17 protein-coding genes and 2 tRNA genes are annotated in these 23,528 nt (G+C 57.7%); 9 read left to right on the top strand and 10 right to left on the bottom strand.

Translation table 11 applies throughout. The features are described from left to right. Positions 1-99: 99 nt before the first annotated feature. Entirely contained in the window at positions 100-1,521 is a 1,422-nt protein-coding gene (locus ACM6IQ_RS21150) for an SGNH/GDSL hydrolase family protein (RefSeq protein ID WP_414879740.1), read from the bottom strand. Positions 1,522-1,832: 311 nt separating this feature from the next. Further along, positions 1,833-2,771: a LysR family transcriptional regulator gene (locus ACM6IQ_RS21145; RefSeq protein WP_414879739.1), complete on the bottom strand. Its 939-nt coding sequence runs from the start codon at positions 2,769-2,771 to the stop codon at positions 1,833-1,835. Positions 2,772-2,906: 135 nt separating this feature from the next. Between ACM6IQ_RS21145 and ACM6IQ_RS21140 the strand changes: the two genes are divergently transcribed. From ACM6IQ_RS21140 to ACM6IQ_RS21130, 3 genes are all read left to right on the top strand, one after another. Then, positions 2,907-4,220: an MFS transporter gene (locus ACM6IQ_RS21140; protein WP_414879738.1), complete on the top strand. Its 1,314-nt coding sequence runs from the start codon at positions 2,907-2,909 to the stop codon at positions 4,218-4,220. A gap of 62 nt (positions 4,221-4,282) precedes the next feature. Continuing rightward, positions 4,283-5,032 carry a creatininase family protein gene (locus ACM6IQ_RS21135; protein ID WP_017339110.1) on the top strand — a complete coding sequence of 250 codons (750 nt, stop codon included), beginning with the start codon at positions 4,283-4,285 and terminating at the stop codon, positions 5,030-5,032. A gap of 78 nt (positions 5,033-5,110) precedes the next feature. After that, the gene (locus ACM6IQ_RS21130) at positions 5,111-5,575 is read left to right on the top strand and encodes a RidA family protein (protein ID WP_414879737.1); all 465 of its coding nucleotides are present in this window, start codon (positions 5,111-5,113) and stop codon (positions 5,573-5,575) included. Between the two features lie 65 nt (positions 5,576-5,640). Here ACM6IQ_RS21130 and ACM6IQ_RS21125 read toward each other — a convergent pair whose 3' ends face one another. Together ACM6IQ_RS21125 and ACM6IQ_RS21120 are read right to left on the bottom strand one after the other, a co-directional pair. After that, positions 5,641-6,897 (bottom strand): OprD family porin, encoded by a 1,257-nt coding sequence (locus tag ACM6IQ_RS21125; protein WP_017339108.1) that lies wholly within the window; start codon positions 6,895-6,897, stop codon positions 5,641-5,643. A 282-nt stretch (positions 6,898-7,179) separates the two neighbouring features. Then, entirely contained in the window at positions 7,180-8,919 is a 1,740-nt protein-coding gene (locus ACM6IQ_RS21120) for a dipeptidase (protein WP_414879736.1), read from the bottom strand. Positions 8,920-9,213: 294 nt separating this feature from the next. Between ACM6IQ_RS21120 and ACM6IQ_RS21115 the strand changes: the two genes are divergently transcribed. The 6 genes from ACM6IQ_RS21115 to ACM6IQ_RS21090 all read left to right on the top strand — a co-directional run bounded on the left by ACM6IQ_RS21115 (position 9,214) and on the right by ACM6IQ_RS21090 (position 14,753). Next, complete coding sequence (locus ACM6IQ_RS21115) at positions 9,214-10,383, top strand: DUF1624 domain-containing protein (RefSeq protein WP_414879735.1); 1,170 nt, start codon at positions 9,214-9,216, stop codon at positions 10,381-10,383. 351 nt (positions 10,384-10,734) lie between these two features. Further along, the gene (gene nirB / locus ACM6IQ_RS21110) at positions 10,735-13,296 is read left to right on the top strand and encodes a nitrite reductase large subunit NirB (protein ID WP_414879734.1); all 2,562 of its coding nucleotides are present in this window, start codon (positions 10,735-10,737) and stop codon (positions 13,294-13,296) included. After that, positions 13,296-13,673 carry a nitrite reductase small subunit NirD gene (gene nirD / locus ACM6IQ_RS21105; RefSeq protein WP_017339103.1) on the top strand — a complete coding sequence of 126 codons (378 nt, stop codon included), beginning with the start codon at positions 13,296-13,298 and terminating at the stop codon, positions 13,671-13,673. The genes nirB and nirD overlap by 1 nt, the downstream gene beginning before the upstream one ends. Positions 13,674-13,713: 40 nt before the next feature. Beyond that, complete coding sequence (locus ACM6IQ_RS21100; RefSeq protein ID WP_017339102.1) at positions 13,714-14,154, top strand: CBS domain-containing protein; 441 nt, start codon at positions 13,714-13,716, stop codon at positions 14,152-14,154. Positions 14,155-14,398: 244 nt separating this feature from the next. Continuing rightward, positions 14,399-14,472: transfer RNA gene (locus ACM6IQ_RS21095), tRNA-Cys, on the top strand. A 194-nt stretch (positions 14,473-14,666) separates the two neighbouring features. Continuing rightward, positions 14,667-14,753, top strand: a tRNA-Leu gene (locus ACM6IQ_RS21090). A gap of 304 nt (positions 14,754-15,057) precedes the next feature. Here ACM6IQ_RS21090 and ACM6IQ_RS21085 read toward each other — a convergent pair. The 6 genes from ACM6IQ_RS21085 to ACM6IQ_RS21060 form a co-directional block, all read right to left on the bottom strand. Next, positions 15,058-16,230 carry a DUF2252 domain-containing protein gene (locus ACM6IQ_RS21085; protein ID WP_338012321.1) on the bottom strand — a complete coding sequence of 391 codons (1,173 nt, stop codon included), beginning with the start codon at positions 16,228-16,230 and terminating at the stop codon, positions 15,058-15,060. A 348-nt stretch (positions 16,231-16,578) separates the two neighbouring features. Then, positions 16,579-17,484 (bottom strand): amino acid ABC transporter substrate-binding protein, encoded by a 906-nt coding sequence (locus ACM6IQ_RS21080; RefSeq protein ID WP_414879733.1) that lies wholly within the window; start codon positions 17,482-17,484, stop codon positions 16,579-16,581. Positions 17,485-17,532: 48 nt separating this feature from the next. Beyond that, complete coding sequence (potE, locus tag ACM6IQ_RS21075) at positions 17,533-18,873, bottom strand: putrescine-ornithine antiporter (RefSeq protein ID WP_414879732.1); 1,341 nt, start codon at positions 18,871-18,873, stop codon at positions 17,533-17,535. Between the two features lie 64 nt (positions 18,874-18,937). After that, positions 18,938-21,253, bottom strand: a complete 2,316-nt coding sequence (locus ACM6IQ_RS21070; RefSeq protein WP_414879731.1) for an Orn/Lys/Arg decarboxylase N-terminal domain-containing protein — start codon at positions 21,251-21,253, stop codon at positions 18,938-18,940. Between the two features lie 346 nt (positions 21,254-21,599). Next, positions 21,600-21,848, bottom strand: coding sequence for a hypothetical protein (locus ACM6IQ_RS21065; protein WP_017338500.1), 249 nt, complete (start codon positions 21,846-21,848; stop codon positions 21,600-21,602). Positions 21,849-22,094: 246 nt separating this feature from the next. Beyond that, on the bottom strand, positions 22,095-23,528 hold the full coding sequence (locus tag ACM6IQ_RS21060) for an efflux transporter outer membrane subunit (RefSeq protein ID WP_414879730.1): 1,434 nt from the start codon (positions 23,526-23,528) through the stop codon (positions 22,095-22,097).

Genomic DNA, 23,528 nt, shown 5'->3' with positions numbered 1-23,528 from the left:
GCGCGTGTTTTATGGAATCGGAAAACGCGATGCCGCTGTCAGGCGTTTTCTTGCGGCGCTGGTCTGCGTGATTTGACGTAAACGGTGTTATGCGCAACATCACTCAATAAGCGGCGGCCGATAAGCCCGCAACTCCAAAATCGCGGGAGCATCAGAAGTGACGGTTAACTCAACGACATGATGTGTATTGGGAAGGCTGGTTGCCAGTACATGACGCTGCTGCACCGAGCCATTTGGCAAGACAGTTGCCAGTTCGTCTCCGCAGGCGAATCGACGCTCCCATTGAAAGCTTTGTTCCTCCGCGAGACCTTTACCCGATACCGTCTTGGCATGGGAAAGATTCCAGGCATCCGGCTGTATGGTTACGTTTCCCGAGAGCGAGTTGAAAACGTCCTTGCTCGAGCCGCTTCCGTCTGCTCCTGTACGAGAGCTCTCGATTTCAAAGTCGAAGACTTCTTGCGAGATGTCGAGATGGCGTACCCGAAGCGTCCAAACATCCGCTTCGTGGTAAGTGGGACGTACATTGACTTTTTTCAGGGCCGGCCAATCCGGAACATTAGGCAAACGTGTCACGCGGCTTGTCTGCCAACAGCCGTCGAGTTCGCCAGGGGCCTTTCCGTCGATTTTGATATTTACTTTTCCGTCCAGGGGGCCCGCGGCAATTAGTTCGGCGCGATTGCCGTCAAATTCATATCGAGTCTTTTCGCCCGGCACCGGCGGAGTAAAACTCCGAACCTGGCCGGCAGTGTTCGGCCCATTATTTTGAGGAAGATCCGCAAGCTCCTCCAGCCATGAGGTAAACAGGTTAGCCATGAGGGCCCACCCCTTGGCGTTAGGATGCGGTGGATCGGCGAGAAGATCAGTTGATTGAAGATTATTTTCCTGCAAATAGGTATTCCAGCGCTGGCGGCGCGGTTCCAGCTCAAGGTCATATTTTGCCGCCATGGCAGGCTCCCAGACGCCGGACATGAACTCTTCCCAGTTTTTTTGCTTGAACCAGAAATGACCCTCACAGCCCTCGAGCGGCGCCCATCGAAGGTGAAGGCCTGGGTCACACAGGGGTTCAAGCGGAATGACGACGTGGTCGCTTTGAATGATGATGTCGGAAGCCGTTTTTGAACGAAGGATCCGTATAATTCGTTCGTAGGCACGGTGATCGCCATAAACGTGAAAAACAATCAGGTCGGGATAGGTTTCCTCCACGTCGCGGGCGACCGCCTGTTCCAACAGAACGGCGTTCCACCCGCCCAAAGCGAGGTTGCGGTATTCGAACGCCACGTTTGGATATTTGGCTCGCAGCGCCGCAATAGCCAGGTCGGTCCATTTCGGCGAACTGATTGACTGTCCATAGAAAAGAATTTTCAGGACCTGCGGCTTCTCTGCAGTTGCTGAACGAATAATTGACAATGAACGGCCGATCGCCTGACCGGGATCAGGAGGAGCGGGCTCTGCGGATACCTGCAGACAGCAACATGCAAGCATTAGGCTGAAGATGAGGACACGATTGACTTTCCGCCACATCAAAACACCACATGTTAGAAAGTTAATCGGTCACATCACCTGCGAGAGTGCTGCAAGACATCCCGTCACAGGAGTGTATCGGACAGCACTGCTAGCGCCAGGAGGCGTTGGAACGTGGGATCTCTGCCGGGCTCGGTGGAATCCGGGTACCGCCCAGCAGGGCGGCATCGAGTTCGGACAGGGGCGCGGAGCTCACGGAAATCCCCTCGGGAGAATCGGGATCAATCGCAAGAGCTTAGCCGCTGTCGATGCGTTGCGGCAGGTCACGATTGAGTGGACCGCATCGAGCACATCAGAAAGCAACGCTGAGGTCACCGTGAAGCCAATGTAGTTTTGTCTTCAGGCATAAACATCGGCAAGCGCTGCAACATCCAGTTCAGCAACTCCTGAGCCGGGGCGGCCAGAGGTCGGCCGGACTTCACCACCAGTTTCGCCTCAACCCCCAGAAACAGCGGATGGTCGATCGATACCGCCGCCAGGCTGCCCTTGGCGATTTCCCGATAGGCCGCGAATTCGCCGAGCAATGAAGCGAAGTCTCCGGAGGCCACCATGCGCTTGAGCGCAGCGAGAGAGTTGCTGACCAGTGCCGGTCGGATGTCGATCTTTTCGGCGTACTCGAGCATTTTTATCGCGTGACCGATTCCGAATGAGGTGGGCGTCAACACCAGTTGGCAGGTGAGTATCTCCTCGATGGATACCGGTCCGCCTCTCAATGCCAACGGATGATCGGGTCGGACCAGCAGCATCACCGGCTGCGATGACGTCGCGCGATAATCGATGTGCGAATGCAGAGGGGGGTTGTAGGCAAGGCCGATATGCGCACGGTTTTCGGCGACTTCATTCAGCACGTCGTCCACGGGCAGAATGTCCAGCCTGACATCAAGCTTGGGGTACTGTTTGCAAAACGGTGCGAGCACGTTGTCCACCAGTGCATCGACATACCCCTCGCTGATCACCACTCGAACATGACCCTGCTGTAGGCCTTTGATCGCCTGGAGCTGGTCTTCGAGCTTCTCCTGATGTGAGCGATAACCTCGCCAGAACTCCAGCAAGTGCGCCGCGGCCTCGGTGGGCTGGACACCACGGGCCTGACGCTCGAACAGCTTCGCCCCCAATTCCTCTTCCAGCAGCTTGATCTGGCGCGTGATCACCGAGGGCGACGTATTGATGCTGTCCGCTGCACCGCGAATCGAGCCGTGGACCAGCACCTCGTGAAAATACCGCAACCGTTGTTGGTTGATCTCGCGCATGCAGGGCTCCGTAAATGGGTGTGTGTTGCCTGTAGAGCAACGATACACGAACTTAGTTGCTCTTGCTGGGGCTGAGGTGTCGGTGCAACATTCTTTGGCAAGAACGCAGACCCACAAGAATAATCGGAGAGTCGCATGTCAACCTTTTCAGCACCGGCAGGCAGTGATGCCACTTCCGCTCTTTACCGCAAGCTCAATTGGCGGCTGCTGCCGCTCCTGTTCATTTGCTACGTCTTTGCGTATCTGGACCGGATCAACGTCGGCTTTGCCAAGCTGCAGATGCAACATGATCTCGGACTTTCCGATGCGGCCTACGGTGCGGGCGCAGGGATTTTCTTTCTGGGGTATGTGCTGTTCGAGTTGCCGAGCAACTTGATGTTGCCGAAGGTGGGCGCGCGAAAAACCTTCAGCCGCATTCTGGTGTGTTGGGGCATCACTTCGGCTTGCATGCTGTTCGTGCGTAACGTGCCGATGTTTTATGCGATGCGTTTTCTGCTGGGTGTATTCGAAGCCGGTTTCGCGCCGGGCATGATCTATTACCTGTCCTGCTGGTATGGCCCGAAGCGTATGGCGCGGGCCATTGCGATCGTGTTCATCGCCGGCCCCGTTGGCGGGATTGTGGGCGGTCCACTGTCAGCCTGGTTGATCACCACGTTTGAAGGCGTTGGCGGCATGGCCGGGTGGCAGTGGATGTTCTTGATTGAAGGCCTGCCTTGCGTGTTTCTTGGCATTCTGACCTATTTCATTCTGTCGAATCGGCCCTCGGAAGCCCGTTGGCTGAGTGGCGAAGAAAGAAAACTGCTGGAGAGTGAACTCGGTGCATCGACGGGACACGTCCATTCATTCCGGGCGGTGTTGCGCGACCCGAAAATCTACGTCCTGGCGTCAGCCTATTTCTGCATTATCTTTTCGATCTACGCGATGAGTTTCTGGCTGCCAGCCATCCTCAAGGCCCAGGGCGTCAACGACACCATGCAGCTGGGTTGGTATGCCGCGATTCCCTACGTCGCAGCGGCATGCGGCATGTACTGGATAGGGCGCCGGTCCGACCGGGTCGGTGAAAGACGCTATCACTGCGCAATCCCTGCGGGCATTGGCGCAATCCTGCTGCTCATGTACCCCTTTGCCGACGGTCACCTGATGGCGTCGCTGGTCCTGCTGACCCTGGCAACCGCCATGATGTTCATGGCCTACACCGTGCTATGGGCAATGCCGTCCGAACACATCAAGGGCGATGCGGCGGCGGGCGGTATCGCCTTGATTAACACCATCGGTCTGTCCGGAGGCTTCTGGGGACCGGCGGTGATTGGCTGGGCAAAAACGGCAACCGGCAGCGCCAATCTCGGCATCGTCATTGTGGGCTGCGTGTTCCTGTGCGCAGCATTCGTGATTCTTTCCACCAAACCGCGCACCCGTGATAGCTCGGTTTCTGAATTCAGTGCGGGTTGATCAACCGCCTTCCCCTTGATCAATCGAGTTCCGAAAGGAACCCTTTTAAAGAGAGAACCCACATGCTTTTACACCTATCGACCTGGGCCGAGATCGGGCAATTCCTTGAACGCAGCCGCACCATCGTGATACCGATCGGCTCCAACGAACAACACGGTCCGACCGGTCTTCTTGGGACCGACTGGATGTGTCCCGAAATCATTGCACGCGAAGCGCAGAATTCAGCAGACATCCTGATCGCTCCGACCTTCAACATCGGCATGGCCCAACACCATCTTGGTTTCCCCGGGACCATTTCACTTCGCCCGTCGACGTTCATCGCGGCGATTGGCGACTGGGTACGTTCGCTGGCCGCTCACGGGTTCGAGAAAATCCTTTTCCTCAATGGCCACGGCGGCAACGTTGCCTCCATTGAAGCGGCGTTCTCGGAGCTCTACGCCGAAGCCAGCTTCGCACGACGCCCTGCAGGGTTCGCGCTGAAGTTGTGCAACTGGTGGGATCTGGAAGGGGTAGGTGATCTGGCGCGAGATCAATTCCCTACGGGCCACGGCATTCATGCCACGCCTTCGGAAATTGCCGTCACCCAATGGGCTTACCCGGACGCCATCAAGTCCGCCCAGTACTCGCCGCAGATCGCGCCGTGGGGGCCTATCCGCGAAGCGCTCGATTTCCGCGCACGTCATCCGGATGGCCGCATGGGGTCGGATCCGTCCCTGGCCAGCCCGGATAAAGGCCGCGAACTGGTAATGCTGGCAGCACAGAGCCTGGTGCAGGAACTCGATGCCTTCAGCCGCGAATCGATTCCCGGTTAACCCATCGGATTCAGACTTTTCAACTTGACCAGCGCCCGGAAGTTCCGGGCGTTGGCACATCCTGTTCGAGGAAATCCCATGATTGAACGCGACGTTTATACCCGCCTGAAAGACCTCGGTATCGAGTTACCTACCACCGGCGCTCCCGCCGCTGCCTATGTGATGAGTGCGCAGAGTGGCAATGTCGTTTACCTGTCCGGCCATATTGCGAAAAAGGAAGGCAACGTCTGGGCTGGAAAACTGGGCGAAACGCTGACGACAGAGGAGGGCTATGCGGCCGCGCGTTCGACGGCCATCGACTTGCTGGCGACGCTGCAGGCTCATGTTGGTGATCTGAATCGGGTCGTGCGGATTGTCAAAGTGCTGAGCCTGGTGAATTCAACTTCCCGTTTCACCGAGCAGCACCTGGTCACTAACGGCGCCTCGGAGCTGTTTGCCGAGGTGTTCGGCGATCAGGGAAAACACGCACGCTCGGCATTCGGTGTGGCTCAGATTCCGTTGGGGGCTTGTGTCGAACTAGAGATGACCGTCGAAGTCCGTTAAAGATCGGTTAACGGTGGGTGGTGTGTGGGGGCGAGGCCATTCGCCCCCACAGTCCGTAATAGAGCTTAGAACAGCGTCCAGGTGTAACTGATGATCAACCGGTTCTCGTTGATATCCGTGCGGTAGTTGGAGCGCGCCATCGCGTTGCGCACTCGCACGCCAAGGCCTTTCAGCGGGGCGGACTGAAAGGTGTAGCTGAGGTCCAGGTCACGCTCCCAATCTTTGCCCTCATAACCCATCCCGGTCTTCACATTGTCGCCGGTGACATAGCGCGTGCTCGCTAGCAGCCCAGGCACACCGAGGGCCGCGAAGTCATAGTCATAACGCAGTTGAAAGGAGCGCTCATGGGTGGAGACGAACTCGTAGGTCGGCAGTTCGTTGCCAAGTGCACTGACATTGAGAAACACGCGAGGAAAGGGGCTGTCGCCGTACATCCCTTGGTAACCGGCATAGAACGTGTGACCACCAAGTTTGGCCGATAGCAGCGAGAAGAAGGCCTGGTTGTCGACCTTGCCCACCCGTTTGCGACCTGTTTCCTTGGCGTCGTAATAACCCAGATTGGCCCCCAGCACCCAACTTCCCACCGGCACACTGTGTTTTAAACCAAAGAAGTCCTGCTCATAGATATCCTCCAGTCGGGAGTGCCAGGCACTCACGGTGGTGCGATTACTGTTGAACGCGTAGTCGCCGCCCACGTAGTTGAAGGCATCGCTCGACACCTGACGTTGCGGCTTGTTACCCAGCAAGGCCTGCAGTTTGCTCTCGCCGGCCTCGTTGCGCAGGGTCGTAGAAGTCAGGTGCCCGGCTTGCAGTGTCAGGCCGGGGATTTCACTGCTGGTAATGCTCGCGCCTTGATAGGCAGGGGGGAGCAGGCGGATATCGCTGAAAACCAGCGAAGGAATATTGGGTTGCAGTTCACCGACCTTCAGTTCCGTTTTGGAAACGCGCATCTTGGCCGCCAACCCGAGGCGGCCATAGTTGTCAGCGGCACGGCCGTCGTCCTTCACCGGTAATAGCCCCGAGTTGACCCGGTCCGGACTGCTGTCGAGCTTGATGCCGAACTTGGCGGTGGCATCCAGGCCAAATCCCACGAGCCCGGGCGTGTAACCGGACTTGAAGTTGAGGATGAAGCCTTGCGCCCACTCCTGGGCCATCGATTTTTCCGAACCTCGGATGTCGGAGAAGTCTCTGCTGAAAAAATAGTTTCGGGTTGTCAGCGTTGCAGTGGACTGCTCAACAAACCCGCTGTCGGCGGCGTGGGCGAGGTTGGCGCCAGCTCCTGTGAAGAACAGCACACACAGTTTGCCTCGATCTTTTGTCATATTTTGACTCTTGTTTTTATTAGACATGACTCCGCCGTAGACGCTCTTTCGAGGGCCTTGCGAGTAGGACGGGGGAGGTAGGGACAGCCGTCAGCTGTGCGGCTTTTGATGTTGCTGCGGTGTCGAGAGCGATGCTCGCTCCATTGGCCAATGGCAGCAAGAGCAACTTTATTCAGACATCGTTGCTCTGGAGGCAACGATGGTGCGAAGGCATGAAAAGGCTGCTTTCAGAAAAGGCGGAACAAAAGATGGACCCGCCAGAACGGCGGGTCCGACAGTGGATCAGAGTTTCGGCAATTGCCCGATGCGCCCCATCATTTCGGTCACGATCTGCAGGTCCAGCAGGAACTGGTCGACGGTCTTGAACTCGTTGTCGGTGTGGCCGGTGTATTTGACCTCGGGCCGGGCCAGGCCGAACTGCACGCCATTGGGCAATTCATGAACCGAGGTGGCGCCGGCGGAGGTGCCGTACTCGTGTTTCATGCCAAGGTTTTCGCTGGCCACGGCCAGTAGGGCCTTGACCCATTCACCCTCAGGGTTGCGGTACATCGGCTCGGCAATCGAATAATCGAAAGTCGCTGCAACGCGGGACTTCTTGCTCCAGGCGCCAATTTTGTCGGCGATTTCGGCCTTGAGCGCTTCCGGGGACTTGCCCTTTGGCACGCGCAGGTTGACCGCAAGCTTGAAGGCTTTTTCATCCATCCCGACAAACGTCAGGGACGTGGTCAGCGGGCCCATGAAGGCATCGGAGAAACCGACTCCCAGTTTGCCTCCGAGGTAATCCAGGCCCCAGTTGTCAGCGGCGTAGCGGGCGGCGTCGGTGATGTGGTTGTGCTTGAGCGCGACCTTGCCGTCGAGGCCATTGATAAAGACCAGCATCCTGGAAACCGGGTTGACGCCTGACTCCGGCTCGGAGGAGTGGGCGGAAACGCCGGTGACCGTCAGCTTGACGTCCTTGCCGTCAACTTTGGCGTTCACGCTGAAATTGCCGCCATTGCGCTTGGCAAACTCAGCACCGGCCTTCTGCAGGCTTTTGGCCAATTCGGCAGGCTTGTCACTCAGCAGCGTGACGACCGAAGCCGACGGGATCTGGTTAGTGGCCAGGCCGCCAGTCATCGAGACGATTTCAGCGCCTTTGCCGTCCGCCTTGCGCTTGGGGAAATTGGCCATGACGGTGCCGTAGCCTTTTTCGGCAATCACCACCGGGTAGCCGCCATCGAGCGCCAGGTTGTAGTTGGGTGTCGGGTTGTGTTCGAAGTAGTACGGGATGGCGTCGCCGGAGGTTTCCTCGGTGGTGTCGACCAACAGCTTGAAATTCCTCGCCAGCGGCAGCTTCTCTTCCTTGATCACTTTCATGGCGTAGAGCGCTACCACGATGCCGTTCTTGTCATCCTCGGTGCCCCGGCCATACATGCGGTCGCCGATCAGCGTGACCTTGAACGGATCGAGTTTGGTCCCGTCTTCCAGAACCCAGTTCTCCGGTGTCACGGGCACCACGTCGGCGTGGGCGTGAATGCCGACCACTTCATCGCCGGTGCCCTCGAGGGAGATCTCATAGACGCGGTTGTCGATGTTGCGGAAGTTAAGGTTGAAGGCCTGGGCAAGGCTCTTGATCTTGTCGGCGATCTTGATGAATTCAGGGTTGTCGTGCTGGGCAACGCCGTCGACGTTGAAGGTCGGGATGGCCACCAGCTCACGCAGCGTCTCGGTGGCGGCGCTGCCGTACTTCACCCGCGCATAGAGCCCCAGCAGGCGATGAATTTCGTTCTGCTGGTCGGCAGAAAGGGACTTGTTGTCCAGGAAGGCGCTGATTGCTGCGCCGAGGCCATCGGTTTTGGCCAGGTCGGTCTTGGCCAGGCCTGTCAGGAACTGCCTGAAATCGGTGGCCGATGCGTCACTGAACGTCTTGAGGATGGTCGCGCTCTGTTCCGGGGTGATGTTGGCGTGCGCGGCCGTGGTGAACGACGAAAGGCTGGCCAACATCAGGGTTGTTGCGGCCAGGTGCTTGAGTGAGAAGTCCATTGCTATGGGCATTCCTTTGCAGGGAGTGAGTTAGAAGTGTCTGATTAATGAAACAAAACGTTTCCAACCTACCACCACGGCGGCGCAACAGGGGAGCCCTGAAGCGGGATCTGTCGCACAGCCATGCAAAAGCGGCGCAGATATGAAAAAGAAACTCGGGACCGTTTTCGTGATGAGTTTTACAAGATGTGTGCAAATTAAAAATTGGTTTGAGATGTTATAGGGTAACAATATAAGGTGCGCGGCAATCTGTTCTGCGGGACATGTTTATCCAACCCTTGTTGCGAAACCTCCATGACCATTGCGCCTCCTCGTTCTACCGGCACGGCCGTCGACCGGCTCCTTTCCATCGATGCATTGAGAGGCATGGTGATTCTGTTCATGCTGCTCGACCACGTCCGCGAAACCTTTTTCCTGCATCGACAGGTGTCCGATCCCATGGACATTGCCACGACCGAACCCGCGCTGTTTTTCAGCCGCACACTCGCCCATCTGTGTGCGCCGGTCTTCGTGCTGCTCACCGGTCTGTCGGCCTGGCTCTACGGTGAGAAATACGCCGGCAAGGCTGACGTTTGCAGTTTTCTGTTCAAGCGCGGTCTGTTTCTGGTGGTGCTTGAGTTCACTCTGGTGAACTTTGCCTGGACGTTCCAGTTTCCGCCGACGGTGATCTACCTGCAGGTGATTTGGGCCATTGGCCTGAGCATGATTGCGCTGTCGTTATTGGTCTGGCTACCGCGTCCGGTGTTGCTGTTCCTGAGCCTGGCGATCATCGCCGGCCACAACCTGCTGGACGCTCTGCACTTTCCTGTCGAGTCGGCAATGCACGTGCCTTGGGCGATTCTCCATGATCGCGGCTGGATCGAACTGGCCGAAGGGTTTCGGTTGCGCACGTCCTATCCGGTGCTGCCGTGGATTGGCGTGATCGGCCTGGGATATGCCATGGGACCGTGGTTCGGGCGCACGGCGGACGCCAGGGTGCGTCAACGCCTGCTGCTGGTCGGTGGTGTCACCGGGCTGGCGGGATTCGTTGCGTTGCGGCTATTCAACGGTTATGGCGAAAAGGCCTGGAGCGTGGGCGAAACGTCCCTGCAAACGCTGATGAGTTTTTTCAACATCACCAAATACCCACCGTCGCTGCTGTTTGTTGCACTGACTGTCAGCGCTGGGTGCTTGCTGCTTCTGTGGTTTGAGCGTGTGCAGAAGCGCCAGTGGCTGCGTCCGTTGACGGTGTTCGGGTCGGCACCGATGTTCTTCTATCTGTTGCACCTGTACGCGCTGAAGGTTTTGTATGTCATCGCTGTCGCGCTGTTCGGCTTGAACCAGGGGGCGTGGTTTGGTTTCACGTCGATAGGTGCGGTCTGGCTGGTGGCAATCTTGCTGGCGATTGCGTTTTATCGCCCGGTCAGTTGGTTCTCGTTGTTGAAGGCTCGACGTCGAGACATCGCCTGGCTCAAGTATCTCTGATGACGGCATTTGTGCACTTTTATAAAGCCGTGCTGCATCTCGCTGCACTATGCGAAGGCAAGAGCGGCCTGTTTTCCCGGTGAATTCAATACCAAAACGTCAGAGAGACCGCCCCCAAGCGCGACTTTTGCGATCTGGCACAAACACTGCAACACACCGAACAGGCCCACCCTGAAAGCAGTCGAGTGGGCAGCCCCCTCGGTCAACGACGATCGATTCGTGGGCAACATCGGTGGATCAGGCATAGACGTCTGGTGCTAACACCGCAAAAGAACAGGCAAAGACGCCTGGAACCGCAAGGTTTCAGGCGTTTTTTTTTGCTTTTTGAACCGTTTTAGCCGGGTGCTTCTTATGAATTCCAATGTTGCCGCGTTGAACAAAGTGCAAACGCTGATCGTGATCGGCAATGGCATGGTCGGACATCATTGCGTCGAGCAGTTGATCGAGCGGGGCGCTCTTGACCAGTATCGGCTGCACGTCTTCAGCGAGGAGCCGATGCGTGCCTACGACCGTGTGCATCTGTCCGAGTACTTCTCGGGGCGCGACGCCGAATCGTTGGCGCTGTCCGATGCATCGCTTTACCAGACGCCGGGCGTCACCCTGCATTTGGGTGTGCCGGTGATGGAAGTCGACCGCGCTCGGCGCCAGGTGATTACCGCGCAAGGCTGCATCCCTTACGACAAATTGGTGTTGGCGACCGGTTCCTATCCGTTTGTGCCGCCCGTCGAAGGTGCCGAAGGCGATTCGCGTCTGGTGTATCGAACCCTTGAAGACCTCGACGCCATCCGTGCCGCCGCTGCCAACGCCCGCCGCGGTGTGGTGGTCGGCGGTGGCCTGCTGGGCCTTGAAGCCGCCAATGCGCTGAAAAGCCTAGGTCTGGAAGCGCATGTCGTGGAGTTCGCCCCGCGCCTGATGCCGGTGCAGCTGGACGAAATGGGGGGGCTTGCGCTCAAGTCGCAGATCGAAAGACTGGGTGTCGGTGTGCATCTGTCGCGCGCCACTCAATCAATCAGTGCGGGCGAGGAGTATCGCTACCGCATGAATTTCGCCAACGGCGAGTTTCTTGAAACCGACCTGATCGTGTTCTCGGCCGGCATCCGCGCACAAGATGCGCTGGCCCGCCACTGTGCCTTGGAAATCGGCCCGCGCGGCGGCGTGGTGATCAACGACGAATGCCTGACCAGCGACCCGGACATCTACGCCATTGGCGAGTGCGCCTCGTGGAATGGCGGCCTGTTCGGCCTGGTCGCGCCGGGCTACCAGATGGCGCGCGGTGTGGCGGCAAGACTGTGCAACGACGTGGCCGATCCGTTTCTGGGCGCCGACATGTCGACCAAACTCAAGCTGCTGGGCGTCGACGTCGGCTCCATCGGCGACGCGCATGGCCACACGCCGGGTGCGCGCAGTTATCAGTTCATCGACGAAACCACGGCCAGCTATCGGCGGCTGGTGGTGGATGCCTCCGGCAAGCACGTCATCGGCGCGGTGCTGGTCGGCGACAACAGCTATTACGACACGCTGCTGCAGTACATGCAGAACGCCATAGCCCTGCCGTCGGAACCGGCCAGCCTGATTCTGCCGTCCTCCGAAGGCGCACCGACCCTGGGCCCGGGTGCATTGCCCGAGTCGGCCACGGTCTGCTCGTGCCACAACGTCACCAAGGGTTCCATCTGCTCGGCCATCGACAGTGGCTGCACCGACCTCGGTCTGCTCAAGGCGCAGACCAAGGCCTGCACCGGCTGCGGCGGTTGCGCGGGTTTGCTCAAGCAAGTCTTCGAGCATGAACTGATTGCCCGGGGCGTGAGTGTCGACAAAAGCCTCTGCGAACACTTCGCCTACACCCGTCAGGAGCTCTATGCGCTGGTGCGGGTAGAAGGGGTGATCACCTTTGAAGAACTGCTGGCCAAACATGGCCGTGGCCACACCGGTTGCGATGTCTGCAAACCGGCGGTGGGTTCGATCCTGGCCTCGTGCTGGAACCAGCCGATCATGGACGCTTCGCTGGTGCCGTTGCAGGACACCAACGACACCTTCATGGCCAACATGCAGAAAAACGGCACTTATTCGGTGGTGCCGCGCATTCCCGGCGGCGAAATCACCGCCGACAAACTGATCGCGATCGGTGTGGTGGCGAAGAAATACGACCTCTACACCAAAATCACCGGCGGCCAGCGAATCGATCTGTTCGGCGCACAGCTGCATGAATTGCCGGACATCTGGGCCGAGTTGATTGAAGCCGGTTTTGAAACCGGGCATGCCTACGGCAAATCGACCCGGACGGTGAAGTCTTGCGTCGGCAGCACCTGGTGCCGTTACGGCGTGCAGGACAGCGTACAAATGGCCCTGACCATCGAGGATCGCTACAAGGGGTTGCGCTCACCGCACAAACTCAAGTTCGCGGTGTCCGGATGCACCCGCGAATGCGCGGAAGCCCAAAGCAAAGACGTCGGCGTGATCGCCACCGAGAAAGGCTGGAACCTTTACATCGCCGGTAATGGCGGCATGCGCCCGCGCCACGCCGAACTGTTCGCCACCGACCTCGACGACGCCACCCTGATCCGCTACATCGACCGCTTCCTGATGTTCTACATCCGCACCGCCGACAAACTGCAGCGCACTTCGGTGTGGCGAGAAAGCCTGGAGGGCGGCCTGGATTACCTCAAGGACGTCATCATCCACGACAGCCTCGGGCTCGGTGCCGAGCTCGAATCGCAGATGCAGTTGGTGGTCGACCGCTATGAATGCGAATGGGCCAACGCGCTCAAGGATCCGGAAAAACTCAAGCGCTTCCGCACCTTCGTCAACGATAAACGCCCGGACCCGGACATCCACTTTGTCCAGGAACGTGGTCAGCGGCGCCCGATCATGGCAGCCGAACTCAACCTTATCCCTGTCACCGAGGAGATTGCCTGATGAGCCAGTTCAATACCCAACGCATCAATGCCCTGGCCAACACTGAGGTGTGGCAATCGGTGTGCGCGCAACAGGATCTGGTCAGCAACTCCGGCGTTGTCGTCTGGCTCGATGGCGCCCAAGTGGCGCTGTTCTACCTGCCGGGCGCGGAGGGGCGGAGCCTCTATGCCATCGACAACCATGATCCGCAATCCGGGGCGAACGTCATTGGTCGTGGATTGGTGGGCAGCATCAAGGGTGATCTCGTTGTCGCTTCACCGATCTACAAACAGCATTTCCGGCTGGAGGACGGCAGTTGCCTGGAGTATCCGCAACAGCGTCTGCGGGTCTGGCCGGTACGGCTGAACGGCGGCGTAGTGGAAGTCGGCGTGGCTTGAGTTCAAGCATCGGCAATGAGCAACGATAGCGGGGGCATCCATGAAAACAGCCGCACAGCTGTTGAAACTGAAAGTCGTGCAAAACCAGCACGTGCATAGCATTGCGCCGGACCAGATGGTGCTTGAAGCGCTGAAAATGATGGCCGAGAAGAATGTGGGCGCGCTGCCGGTCATCGAAGCGGGGCAGGTGGTCGGCGTCATCAGCGAGCGCGACTATGCGCGCAAGGTCGTTCTGCAGGGACGCTCCTCGGTCGGCACACCCGTGCGCGACATCATGAGCGCACCGGTGGTGACAGCCGACAGCCAGCAGAGCATTGAACGTTGTATGGCGGTCATGACCGACAGCCACCTGCGCCATTTGCCGGTCGTCGATAGCGGCGAGTTGATCGGTTTGTTGTCGATTGGCGATCTGGTCAAAGAAGCGATTGTCGAGCAGGCCGATTTGATTCGGCAATTGGAGTACTACATTCGTGGGCACTAAGCGGGCCGGCGGTCCGTTGTGGCGCGCGTAAGAGATCGTTGGGCCTTTGTCGAAAACGTGCAAAGCGCCCGACAAATTTTTTTTGAAATCAAGGGGTTGCCAGCCTTCGGAAATCAGTACATAATTCACGCCATCGAAAGCACTGACGGCTGAAAAAGCTCAATGTTTTCAAGGGGTTAGATCTAGTATCTGATTCCAAGTTTGTACGCGTCGGATGTTGTGCTACATGACATCAGATGTTTGAGGCCGAGTAGCAAAATGGTTATGCAGTGGATTGCAAATCCACCTACGCCGGTTCGATTCCGACCTCGGCCTCCACTTTAAACAAGCTCCGTAGATCAATGATTTACGGAGCTTTTTTATTTGCAGTGTCTTGCAAGATTTAGTCTTGAAATGGGCATTTGCTAACTTGCTTCACCGGGACGGGATGTATATATTTCGTCCTCTGCTGCACAGGCGTCAGAACTGACAGATCTTCATTTGCCAGGCTTCAGACGGCTTACCGCGCTACCGCCCGAATGGCGAAACTGGTAGACGCATGGGACTTAAAATCCCCCGCTCGTAAGGGCGTGCCGGTTCGATTCCGGCTTCGGGCACCATGAATATCAAGGGCTTGCATGAGGTTTCTCATGCAAGCCCTTAGTTTTTTTCCGCAATCAAAAAATTATTTCCGCAATTCGCGACCGTCAGTCACGTCGTCGGGGTTCGGATGTACTGCTCTGTCATCCAGACGATTGTATGACCTGACTGGTGCCGAGCTTCGCGGATGCTCCCTGTTGACTCCTCTTTGTCCGAAGCCGCTTTTGCTCTTGAGTCGCGCGTCTGAACTTCTGCTTTCGCAATGCCCGCTGCCTCCCAGCCGAACGCGCACATATCCTCGATATCGGGAATCTATATAGCGGGCTAGTCATCCTCTCTCAGCGCTTTGACCTTCCCTGACTTTTCTGCAGCCACCAGCGCCGCATGGTCTTTCTCATTTTGATCCGCATAGCTCAATGCAAATTTGCCGATGGCCTGATCGAAGGTGTCCGATTGTCCCAAATAGCCACTGATGAGTGCAGCGTCTCCGGACTTGGCGTGGGCGCGGGCCAGTGTGAGTCCGCACAACTCGGCGTACATCTTCATTTGCGCCGCCGATGCGCCTTCAATCGGTGCTGACATTTTCATGTCCCGCAACTGGCGTACAAAGAAATGGCGACCTTTTTTGCCTTGCGTCCAGCCCAAGAAAATGTCGCTGGACGACTGCATCAACCGTTGTCCGGTGACCACGCGTTGACCCTGATTTTCATAGATGCTTTTGCCGGCATAAGGCGCCAGCACGGAAGGGCCGGCTTCCTTGAACTGCAGGAGCAATGGGTGATTTTCCGCAGAGAAAAACAGACCGACGAAACAATACGTACCGACGCTGCCGATGCCCACGGCTTTCACGGCGAAGTCTTCCAGGCGATAGCGATCAAAGAGCACGCGCCGCTCATCAGGTAGCGTCTCTCGGTAAGCCTGCAATGCCAGCTGAACTCGGTGCTCGAAGTCCTTTTCGTAAATGTGGAAAAGTACCGGCGGTTGATCGATCAGGCGCCGTCGCCCCGCGACCTCGCTGCTGATCGTGGGATAAAGGTAGTCACCGATACGAATCCTTGCCTTCGCGATGACTTGCTCACGGTTTTTTTTGACCTTGGCATTGGGGGCCATGTCGACAATTGTTTGAGCATCAAGACGGTCATACCAGACGTCCAGAGGACTTTGTTTCGATAGTTGGCGCAATCGCTCACGATAAGCACGAACACATTCGACGGTGATTGCCAGGGCCTGTTTATCGCTGAGTCCGTTGTCGCGCGCGGCCACGGTAAAGCTGACCGCCAGACGTTTAACGTCCCATTCCCACGGAGCCGGAAGCGTTTCGTCGAAATCATTGATGTCAAAAATCAGATTGCGCTCGGGAGTCGCAAACAGTCCGAAATTCAACAGATGGCAGTCCCCGCAAGCCTGTACCTGAATGCCGGTGTTCGGGGTAGTCGCCAAGTCGTGGGCCATCAACCCTGCAGAGCCGCGCAAAAAGGTGAAAGGGCTGCGTAACATGCGACCGTAGCGCACCGGGATCAGATTGGGCAGTCGATACCGGTTCGACTCTTCAAGGAGGTCGATCGGGTCTCGGTGTTTACGCGGTGGTTTCCATACAGCGTGAGACGAATGTGGCACGCTTTCGCGTAATTGCTCACCTTCAGTCAAACGTTCTTTGCGGGAACGAAAGATGGGTTCGTCCACGATGACTTTCGCCGTTTTTGACGAACCTTCGGCACGCGGTTTTTTGTTGGGCGACATCTTCACTCCTTTGCTCGACAGAGCTGAATCGCCATTGCGAACAAGCCTTGCAAGAGCATCAATGTCCGTCGACAAAGACTACTCACGGTATATCCGGTTTTTTACCTAAGGTATCGCATAGACCTTGAACAGCTTTTTGGCCGTGGCGCTGGCGCCACCCAGGTATTTGTCGAATGCCTGCTCGATCTCCCCGGAGCGGTACATTTCACTCAGCGTGGTGTCGACCAGCAAACGGAAGTTTTCGTCGTCTCGATCCACCGCCATTGCAGTCGGTGCGTACTCAAAAATTCGGTCCAGCAGAACCAGATTTCCTGCGGAGTAATCGGTACTGATGAGGTTCTGGAGCATCATGCGTTCCGCGAAGAAAGCATCGGCTTTGCCTTCGGAGACCAGCTTGAGGCCTGCCGCGGTGTTTTCCACGGTGACCAGAGTGGCCACCACTCCGAGTAATCGCATCTGCTGACGGATCCATGCCTCGGTGATTCCGCCAGCGGTGGCGGCATAGGTTTGGTTCGACAGCCCGCTGTTGACCGTCGCTCGCCAGGTTGGCCCGGTACGCGCCACCTTGCCATTAAGCACATTGAGCAACGCCTCTGATGCATCCTTGCGCACCACGGCCGAGAGGCCGGCCGTGTAGATCGGCACCGAGTAGCTCACAGCCTTGCGCCGCTCCAGTGTGGGAGAGGTCGGTGTACAAAGAATGTCGATCTTCCCCAATCTCACGGCGCTCATCTCGTCGGTGGCTGTGACGGGCAGGTAACGTATTTGCAACCCGGGCAAACCCAACTCGGTCTTGACCTTGTCGGCGATTTTCAGACAGAGGTCGATGGCATAACCGCTGGCTTTATCGGCTGCCTGGACGCTAAAAGGTGCGAAGTCCGGCAGGTAGCCGAGGGTAAAGGTATTGCTCGACCGCACACGTTCAAGCGTATTGGCATCAGCCAGTACGGGTACCAGCGTGAGCAGGCAAACGAGCAGCAGGTTGTTGGCTTTGGTCAGTTTCACGTTCATATCCTGGTTCCCCGAATTCAGAGGTTAGTGCAGTCCTGAAAACAATGGTCAAGGGTTGTCGGCCCGGGTCTGAGCGGTTGGAGATGGGTCGACAAAACGTTTGGCGAGGAAACCGTAGAGCAGGTAGCCGACCACCAGGACGAGGGTGCCGCCGAACACGGCGTCTTTGCCGCAGGCATACAGGGCGTACAAGGAATAGGAGACGGCAACCAGTAACAATATGGTGTTGCGGGTGTATACGCCGGCACTGACTTTCGCTTTGTACATCATGACCAGCAGGCCGGTGGCCGCCGTCACATAGGGAATCAGGTTGGTCACTGCTGCCAGGCTGACGAGTTTTCCGAATTGGGCACTGGCGTTGGGCGAAATGGTCGATAGCGCCAACAAGGTCTGCAACACACCACAGACCAGCATTCCGACTATAGGGGCATCCCTTGAGCTGACCTTGGCGAACAGTTTCAGGAACATGCCCTGGTCAGCCGTCATCTTGGCGGTTTGCGCCAGGGTGAACTGCCAGCCCAGCAGCGAACCGACACAGGCCATCACCGCCAGCGCCATGATGATGTTGCCGACCATGGGATTGAACATGTGTGCATAGACGAGCGCGAAAGGGGCCGATGAGTTGGCCAGTTCGGCATTGGGAATGATCCCCTGAATAACCGTGGTCGACAGCACATAAACCACCGCCGCACCCAGCGTGCCAAACAGGCAGGCCAGCGGTACGGTGCGCTTGGGATCTTCCACGGCATCGGAGGCCTGGGCCGCCGACTCCATGCCGAGGAAGGCCCACAGGGTCAGGGGAATCGCCTTGCCGATGGCTTCGGAGATTGGCAGGTTGTTCGGGTTCCAGGCGGCAGCCAGCACATCGGGCTTGAACCAGAACCAGCCGATGATGCTCAAGCCGGCCACCGGGATGATCACACCCCAGACCGTGATCGCACCGATCTTGCCGGTGATGCCGGGGCCGCCAAAGTTGGCCACGGTGGTCAGCCAGAGCAAGCCGACCGTTCCGATGAACAGCGGAATGGCGCCACTGCCCAGCCAGGGCACGAACGATGTCATGTACCCCACTGCGGAGATGGCGACCGCTACGTTGGCAATGGCCAGCGAAAGGAAGTACAGATACGAGCACAGGAAGAACCCTGATTTGGCGTGCGCCTCTTCGGTGTAGGCGGACAGCCCGCCTGAGCGCGGACAGTAGATGCCACACTGGGAAAAGCAGTAAGCGATGGCCATGGAACCGACGGCAGTGACGATCCATGACAACAATGAAACGGCCCCGAGTTGGGCCATGCTCGTCGGCAACATGATGATGCCTGAGCCCATCATGTTCACCGTCACCAGTGTGGTGAGCCCCATTAGGCTCATTTTCTTGCTTGAGTCGGCCATCGGAAACTCCTTGATCTGCTCAACGCATTGACCCTGAATCCGGCGCTTGACTACTTGTCGTCGGCTAAGGGGCTAAACCCTGGTTTTTGACCACATAGACCTTGTAGGTTGGCCGACCCTGGCTATCACGCTCGATTTCCACGCCATGATTGTCATGCTCGAAACCCGGGAAGTGGCCATCGAACAGTTCCATCGCCAACAGGTAGTCGACGATGGCCTTTTTATCGGCGCCGGCTTTTTCTCCGGGCATCATCAATGGAATGCCCGGCGGATAAGGAACGATCTGCACGGCCACGGTGCGGTCGATCATGTCTCGCACGGCGATTTGCTCTATGTCGCCTTTCACCAGCCTGGCGTAGGTGGCCCGAGGCGAAGCGACCGGGTCCGGCAGCAAGGTGTAGGCCGCATCCATGTTGCGCAGCATCTGCGAGCTGATCATGTCCTGGTGCATGGCTTCGGCGAGGTCCTTGAGCCCCATGCCGCTATAGCGCTCGGCATGGTTGTCGACCAGATCGGGCAGGACTTGCTCCAGCGGTGAATTGCACTCGTAATGTTTCTTGAATTCCATCAGGCCGGCGATCAGAGAGCCCCATTTGCCTTTGGTCACGCCGAGGCTGAACAGCACGAGAATGGAATACGGCTCAGTCTTCTCAACCACGATGCCGCGACTGGAGAGGAAGGACGACACCAGCGGCGCGGGGATGCCACTGTCCTCCATTTGACCGTCGAGCCTCTGGCCAGGCGTCAGCACCGTGACCTTGATCGGGTCCAGCATGCAGTAGTCGGCGCCCAGGTCACCGAAGCCATGCCAGCTGGCCGCCGGTTTGAGCACCCAGGCATCGCCATGGCGTAAAACTTCAGGGTCGAGTTCGGCAAAAGGTACCCCGTTGACTTCATCGGGTTGCCAGACCCCAAACCACCAATCCTTGCCATCGCGCGCACGAATTTCATTGCTCAGGCGAGCCATGGCCTGGCGAAAGGCAATGGCCTCGTCGATGGACTCATCAGTAAGGTAGCCCCCCGCGTCATCCATCATTTTCGACGAAACATCGATCGAGGCGATGATGCTGTACTGCGGTGACGTGGAGGTGTGCATCATGAAGGCTTCGTTGAACAGAGCCGGCTTGACCTCAACCTTGCCCGAGCGGACATGGATCATCGAGGCTTGTGAAAGCGCAGCCAGTAACTTGTGGGTGGAGTGGGTAACGGTGACGGTGGCGTCGTCGGGATGGCGTTCGCCACGGTGCATGCCATAGCGGCCTTCGTAGAGCGGGTTGAAGCGGGCATAGGCATACCAGGCTTCGTCATAGTGGATGCGGTCGACGCTCTGGCTCAGCTCGCGGGTGGTGGTCTGCACGTTGTAGCAAAGGCCATCGTAGGTCGAGTTCGTCAGCACCGCGAGTACCGGGCGGGCCTGCTTATTGGTCGCCAACGGGCTGTCAGCGAGTTTCCCGGCAACGGCAGCCGGCGTCAGTTCCGAAAGGGGCACCGGCCCGATCAGGCCCCGCGCGTTGCGCCTTGGGCGTAAGTACAACGGCACCGCGCCCGACATATTCAACGCATAGTTCAACGACTTGTGGCAGTTGCGATCGACCAACACGGCATCGCCGTCGGTCACCGCTGAATGCAGGACGATCTGATTGCTCGCCGAACTGCCGCCGACCGAAAAAAAGGTGAAGTCGGCACCGAACACCCGAGCCGCGAATTTTTCCGCGTCATTCACCGGGCCCGAGTGGTCATTCAACGAACCCAATTCGCCGACGGAAACACTGAGGTCGGAGCGCAGCATCTGCTCGCCATAGAAATCGAGGAACGTGCGCCCGACAGCGGTCTTCATAAATGCCGTGCCGCCGGTATGGCCAGGGGTGTGCCAGGAATACTCGTATGTGTCGGCAAAGTTGACCAGTGCACCGAAGAACGGCGGCAGGATGGTATCCAGATAGCGGCGGGCGGCTGCTTCTATGCGCCCGGCAATGAATTCGGCGCTGTCTTCGGGCTGCCAGATAAACCCGTCAATGCGCTCGACGAATGCCAATGGGACTCGGCTCTGATGAGCATGGCTCATGCCGAGCATGATCGGTAGCTGGGCCGTTCGCCGGCGCATCAGCCGGATAAGTTGCAGGGCCTGATCAGGCGCTTCCTCACACAGGCCCCATCCAATGAGCGCGCAGCAGTAGGTCGAGTTGGCTTTGATGGCGATTTCGGCATCATCAAGGGACCGCACCCATTTAACTTCCACGTCATGCTCATGCAGCGCGCTGGCGATGGACTGGACACTGCGCACCAGGATGTTGTCGTCGCTTTCCGGGGCATTGGCCACGATCAACACGGGATAGCGCTGCGCCAGATCGGGGGGTAACTGCGTTTGTGAGCGACTCATGGGAGTTTCCTTTAGCGCGTGGCGGGAGATACCTCAGTTTTTGAGGCGTCATTGACCTTCAACAAAGCGCCTCGCAGTTGCTGCGCAGGCCAGCAACTCGTCAATGGAAAACACGGCACCAGCAACCTCTGGAAGTGCTAAAGCAATCACGAACCGAGTTGCTCACGGCAATCTTTAAGTCGTTCACAACATCACCTCCCGGGTGACGCACAGGCACCTGATTTTTAGGGCGGTAAACAGGCCGGTCACTTAAAAAAACGGAATTCAAATAACTGGCAATGTTGGGTATAGACCCTCTGGATCAGTCGGTATTTTTTTTCTCCGGTGCCCTGATAACCCTTGTGTATCAAGCGTGAGAAAGAGTCTTTACCGAGTCAGATACCGCCTGCTGATCGAGCGGCTGACTATTGGAAGCCGTTGTTGGCGACAGAGAATTATTCCCAATCGCTCCCAGGGAATGAGGTGCGTTAATTCTCGAACTCAGTCGCTCAACAAATGATTCAGCTTCAGCAAGGCTATGGAAATTAGCCGCCCACTGATTCATGCGAACCCACCAGAGATTCTGTACAGGATCTTTTTCGATATAAATGTTCATTTACGGCGCTCGGCGATACAGGGTTTCAATCATCCTGACCTGTGCAGAGTCATCCTTTGTACTCTAAGCAAGATGACCGTAGTCATTCATGCTGTTGATCTTGCTGACTGTTAACCTGTACTCGAATAGCCGGCAAACTGTTGATAAAGATCAATCCTTGCAACCTGTTTCCCAATCGCCCAATGCCGCGTGTCGGATTCCTGCGCTTATATCGCGTCAATTGCAGAGTGGCGCGCGGCAATCTGATCAGGGTTTTTTTTCGCTGACGGTTGCCGTCAACTTGTCCGCTTCGGTCACCCAACCGCCACCTGTTGCCTTGTATACATCGACCATGGCGGTGAACACCGAAGCCCGGGTGCGGGTGTAATTCAACTCGGCATCGAACAAGCTGCGTTCGGCATCCAGAACTTCAATGTAGCTGGTGTACCCATTGTCATAGCGCAGTCGCGCAAACCTGGTGTAAGTACGCAACGCCTCGACCTGACTGGCCTGGGAAGCCATTTGCTCCCGGGATTTGCTCGCCGCGACCAACGCGTTTTCAACATCCCGGAAGGCAGATTGGATCGACTGTTGGTAGACCAGCAAGGTTTGTTGTTGAAAGGCCTCGGTCTGTTTGACCTGACCGGCGATGCCGCCAGCGGTGAAAATGGGCATGCTCGCGGCGACGCCATAGGACCAGGTGGCGGCCGGCCCGGTGAACAAATTCGAGAGTTGATTACTGACTGAGCCCAACAGCCCGGTGAGGGATATCGTCGGGAAGTACAACGCCTTGGCGGCACCGATTTGGGCATTGGCGGAGATCAGGTTCAGTTCGGCCTGACGTAGATCGGGGCGCCGCTCCAGCAGGTCCGAAGGCAACCCGGCGGGGACCGATGGCAGCGTCAGTTGCGTCAGATCGCGGCCTCTGATGATCGGTCCTGGATTGCGCCCAAGCAGCACCGCCAAATTGTTTTCCTGTTGCGCCACCTGGGACTCGAATTGCGATACAGAAGCTTGGGTGCGCTGGAACTCGGAGAGGTTTTGCGCCAGTTCCATTTCGGAAATGGTGCCGGCGCCAAAGCGCAGCTTGAAAATGTCGTAGGAGTCGCCACGGGCCTTGGCGGTGGTGCGGGCGATTTCCAGTTGCCGGTCAAGATCGCGTAGCGCGATGTAGCTGGATGCCACCGACGATACCAGGCTCAGAATGACCGTGCGCCGGCCTTCCTCTGAGGCCAGCAAGTCAGCACGCGCCGACTCATTGAGCCGCCGTAAACGACCCCAGACGTCCAATTCCCAGCTCACATTGAGGATGGCCTGGTAGTTTTTGTAAATCGGATCGACACTGGATTCCAATGGTACCGGACCGTTGTCGCGCGGCGCTCTGGAGCGACTGCCTTGCGCCCCGGCGCCGATTTGCGGATACATCTGCGAGCGCACCACGCCGTAACGCCCCTGGAACTCCTCGACCCGGGCGGCGGCAATCTGGATGTCCTTATTCTCGGCCAGCGCGCTGCGGATCAAGTCGTTCAACACCGGATCCTTGAACTGTTCCCACCACAGGCTGTTGGACAGATTGTTGGCCTCCTTGTCCGCATACCGATAGGCCGCCGGGGCGTCGGTGCCAGGGCGCTGGTAATCCGGGCCGAGCATACAGCCCGTCAGGGCCAGACAGATCAACAATGGGAGATGGCGTGTGTGCAT

Source organism: Pseudomonas sp. IT-P100 (genome assembly GCF_949767185.1).
GTDB lineage: Bacteria > Pseudomonadota > Gammaproteobacteria > Pseudomonadales > Pseudomonadaceae > Aquipseudomonas > Aquipseudomonas fluorescens_B.
This window is presented reverse-complemented; position numbering and strand designations above follow the sequence as displayed.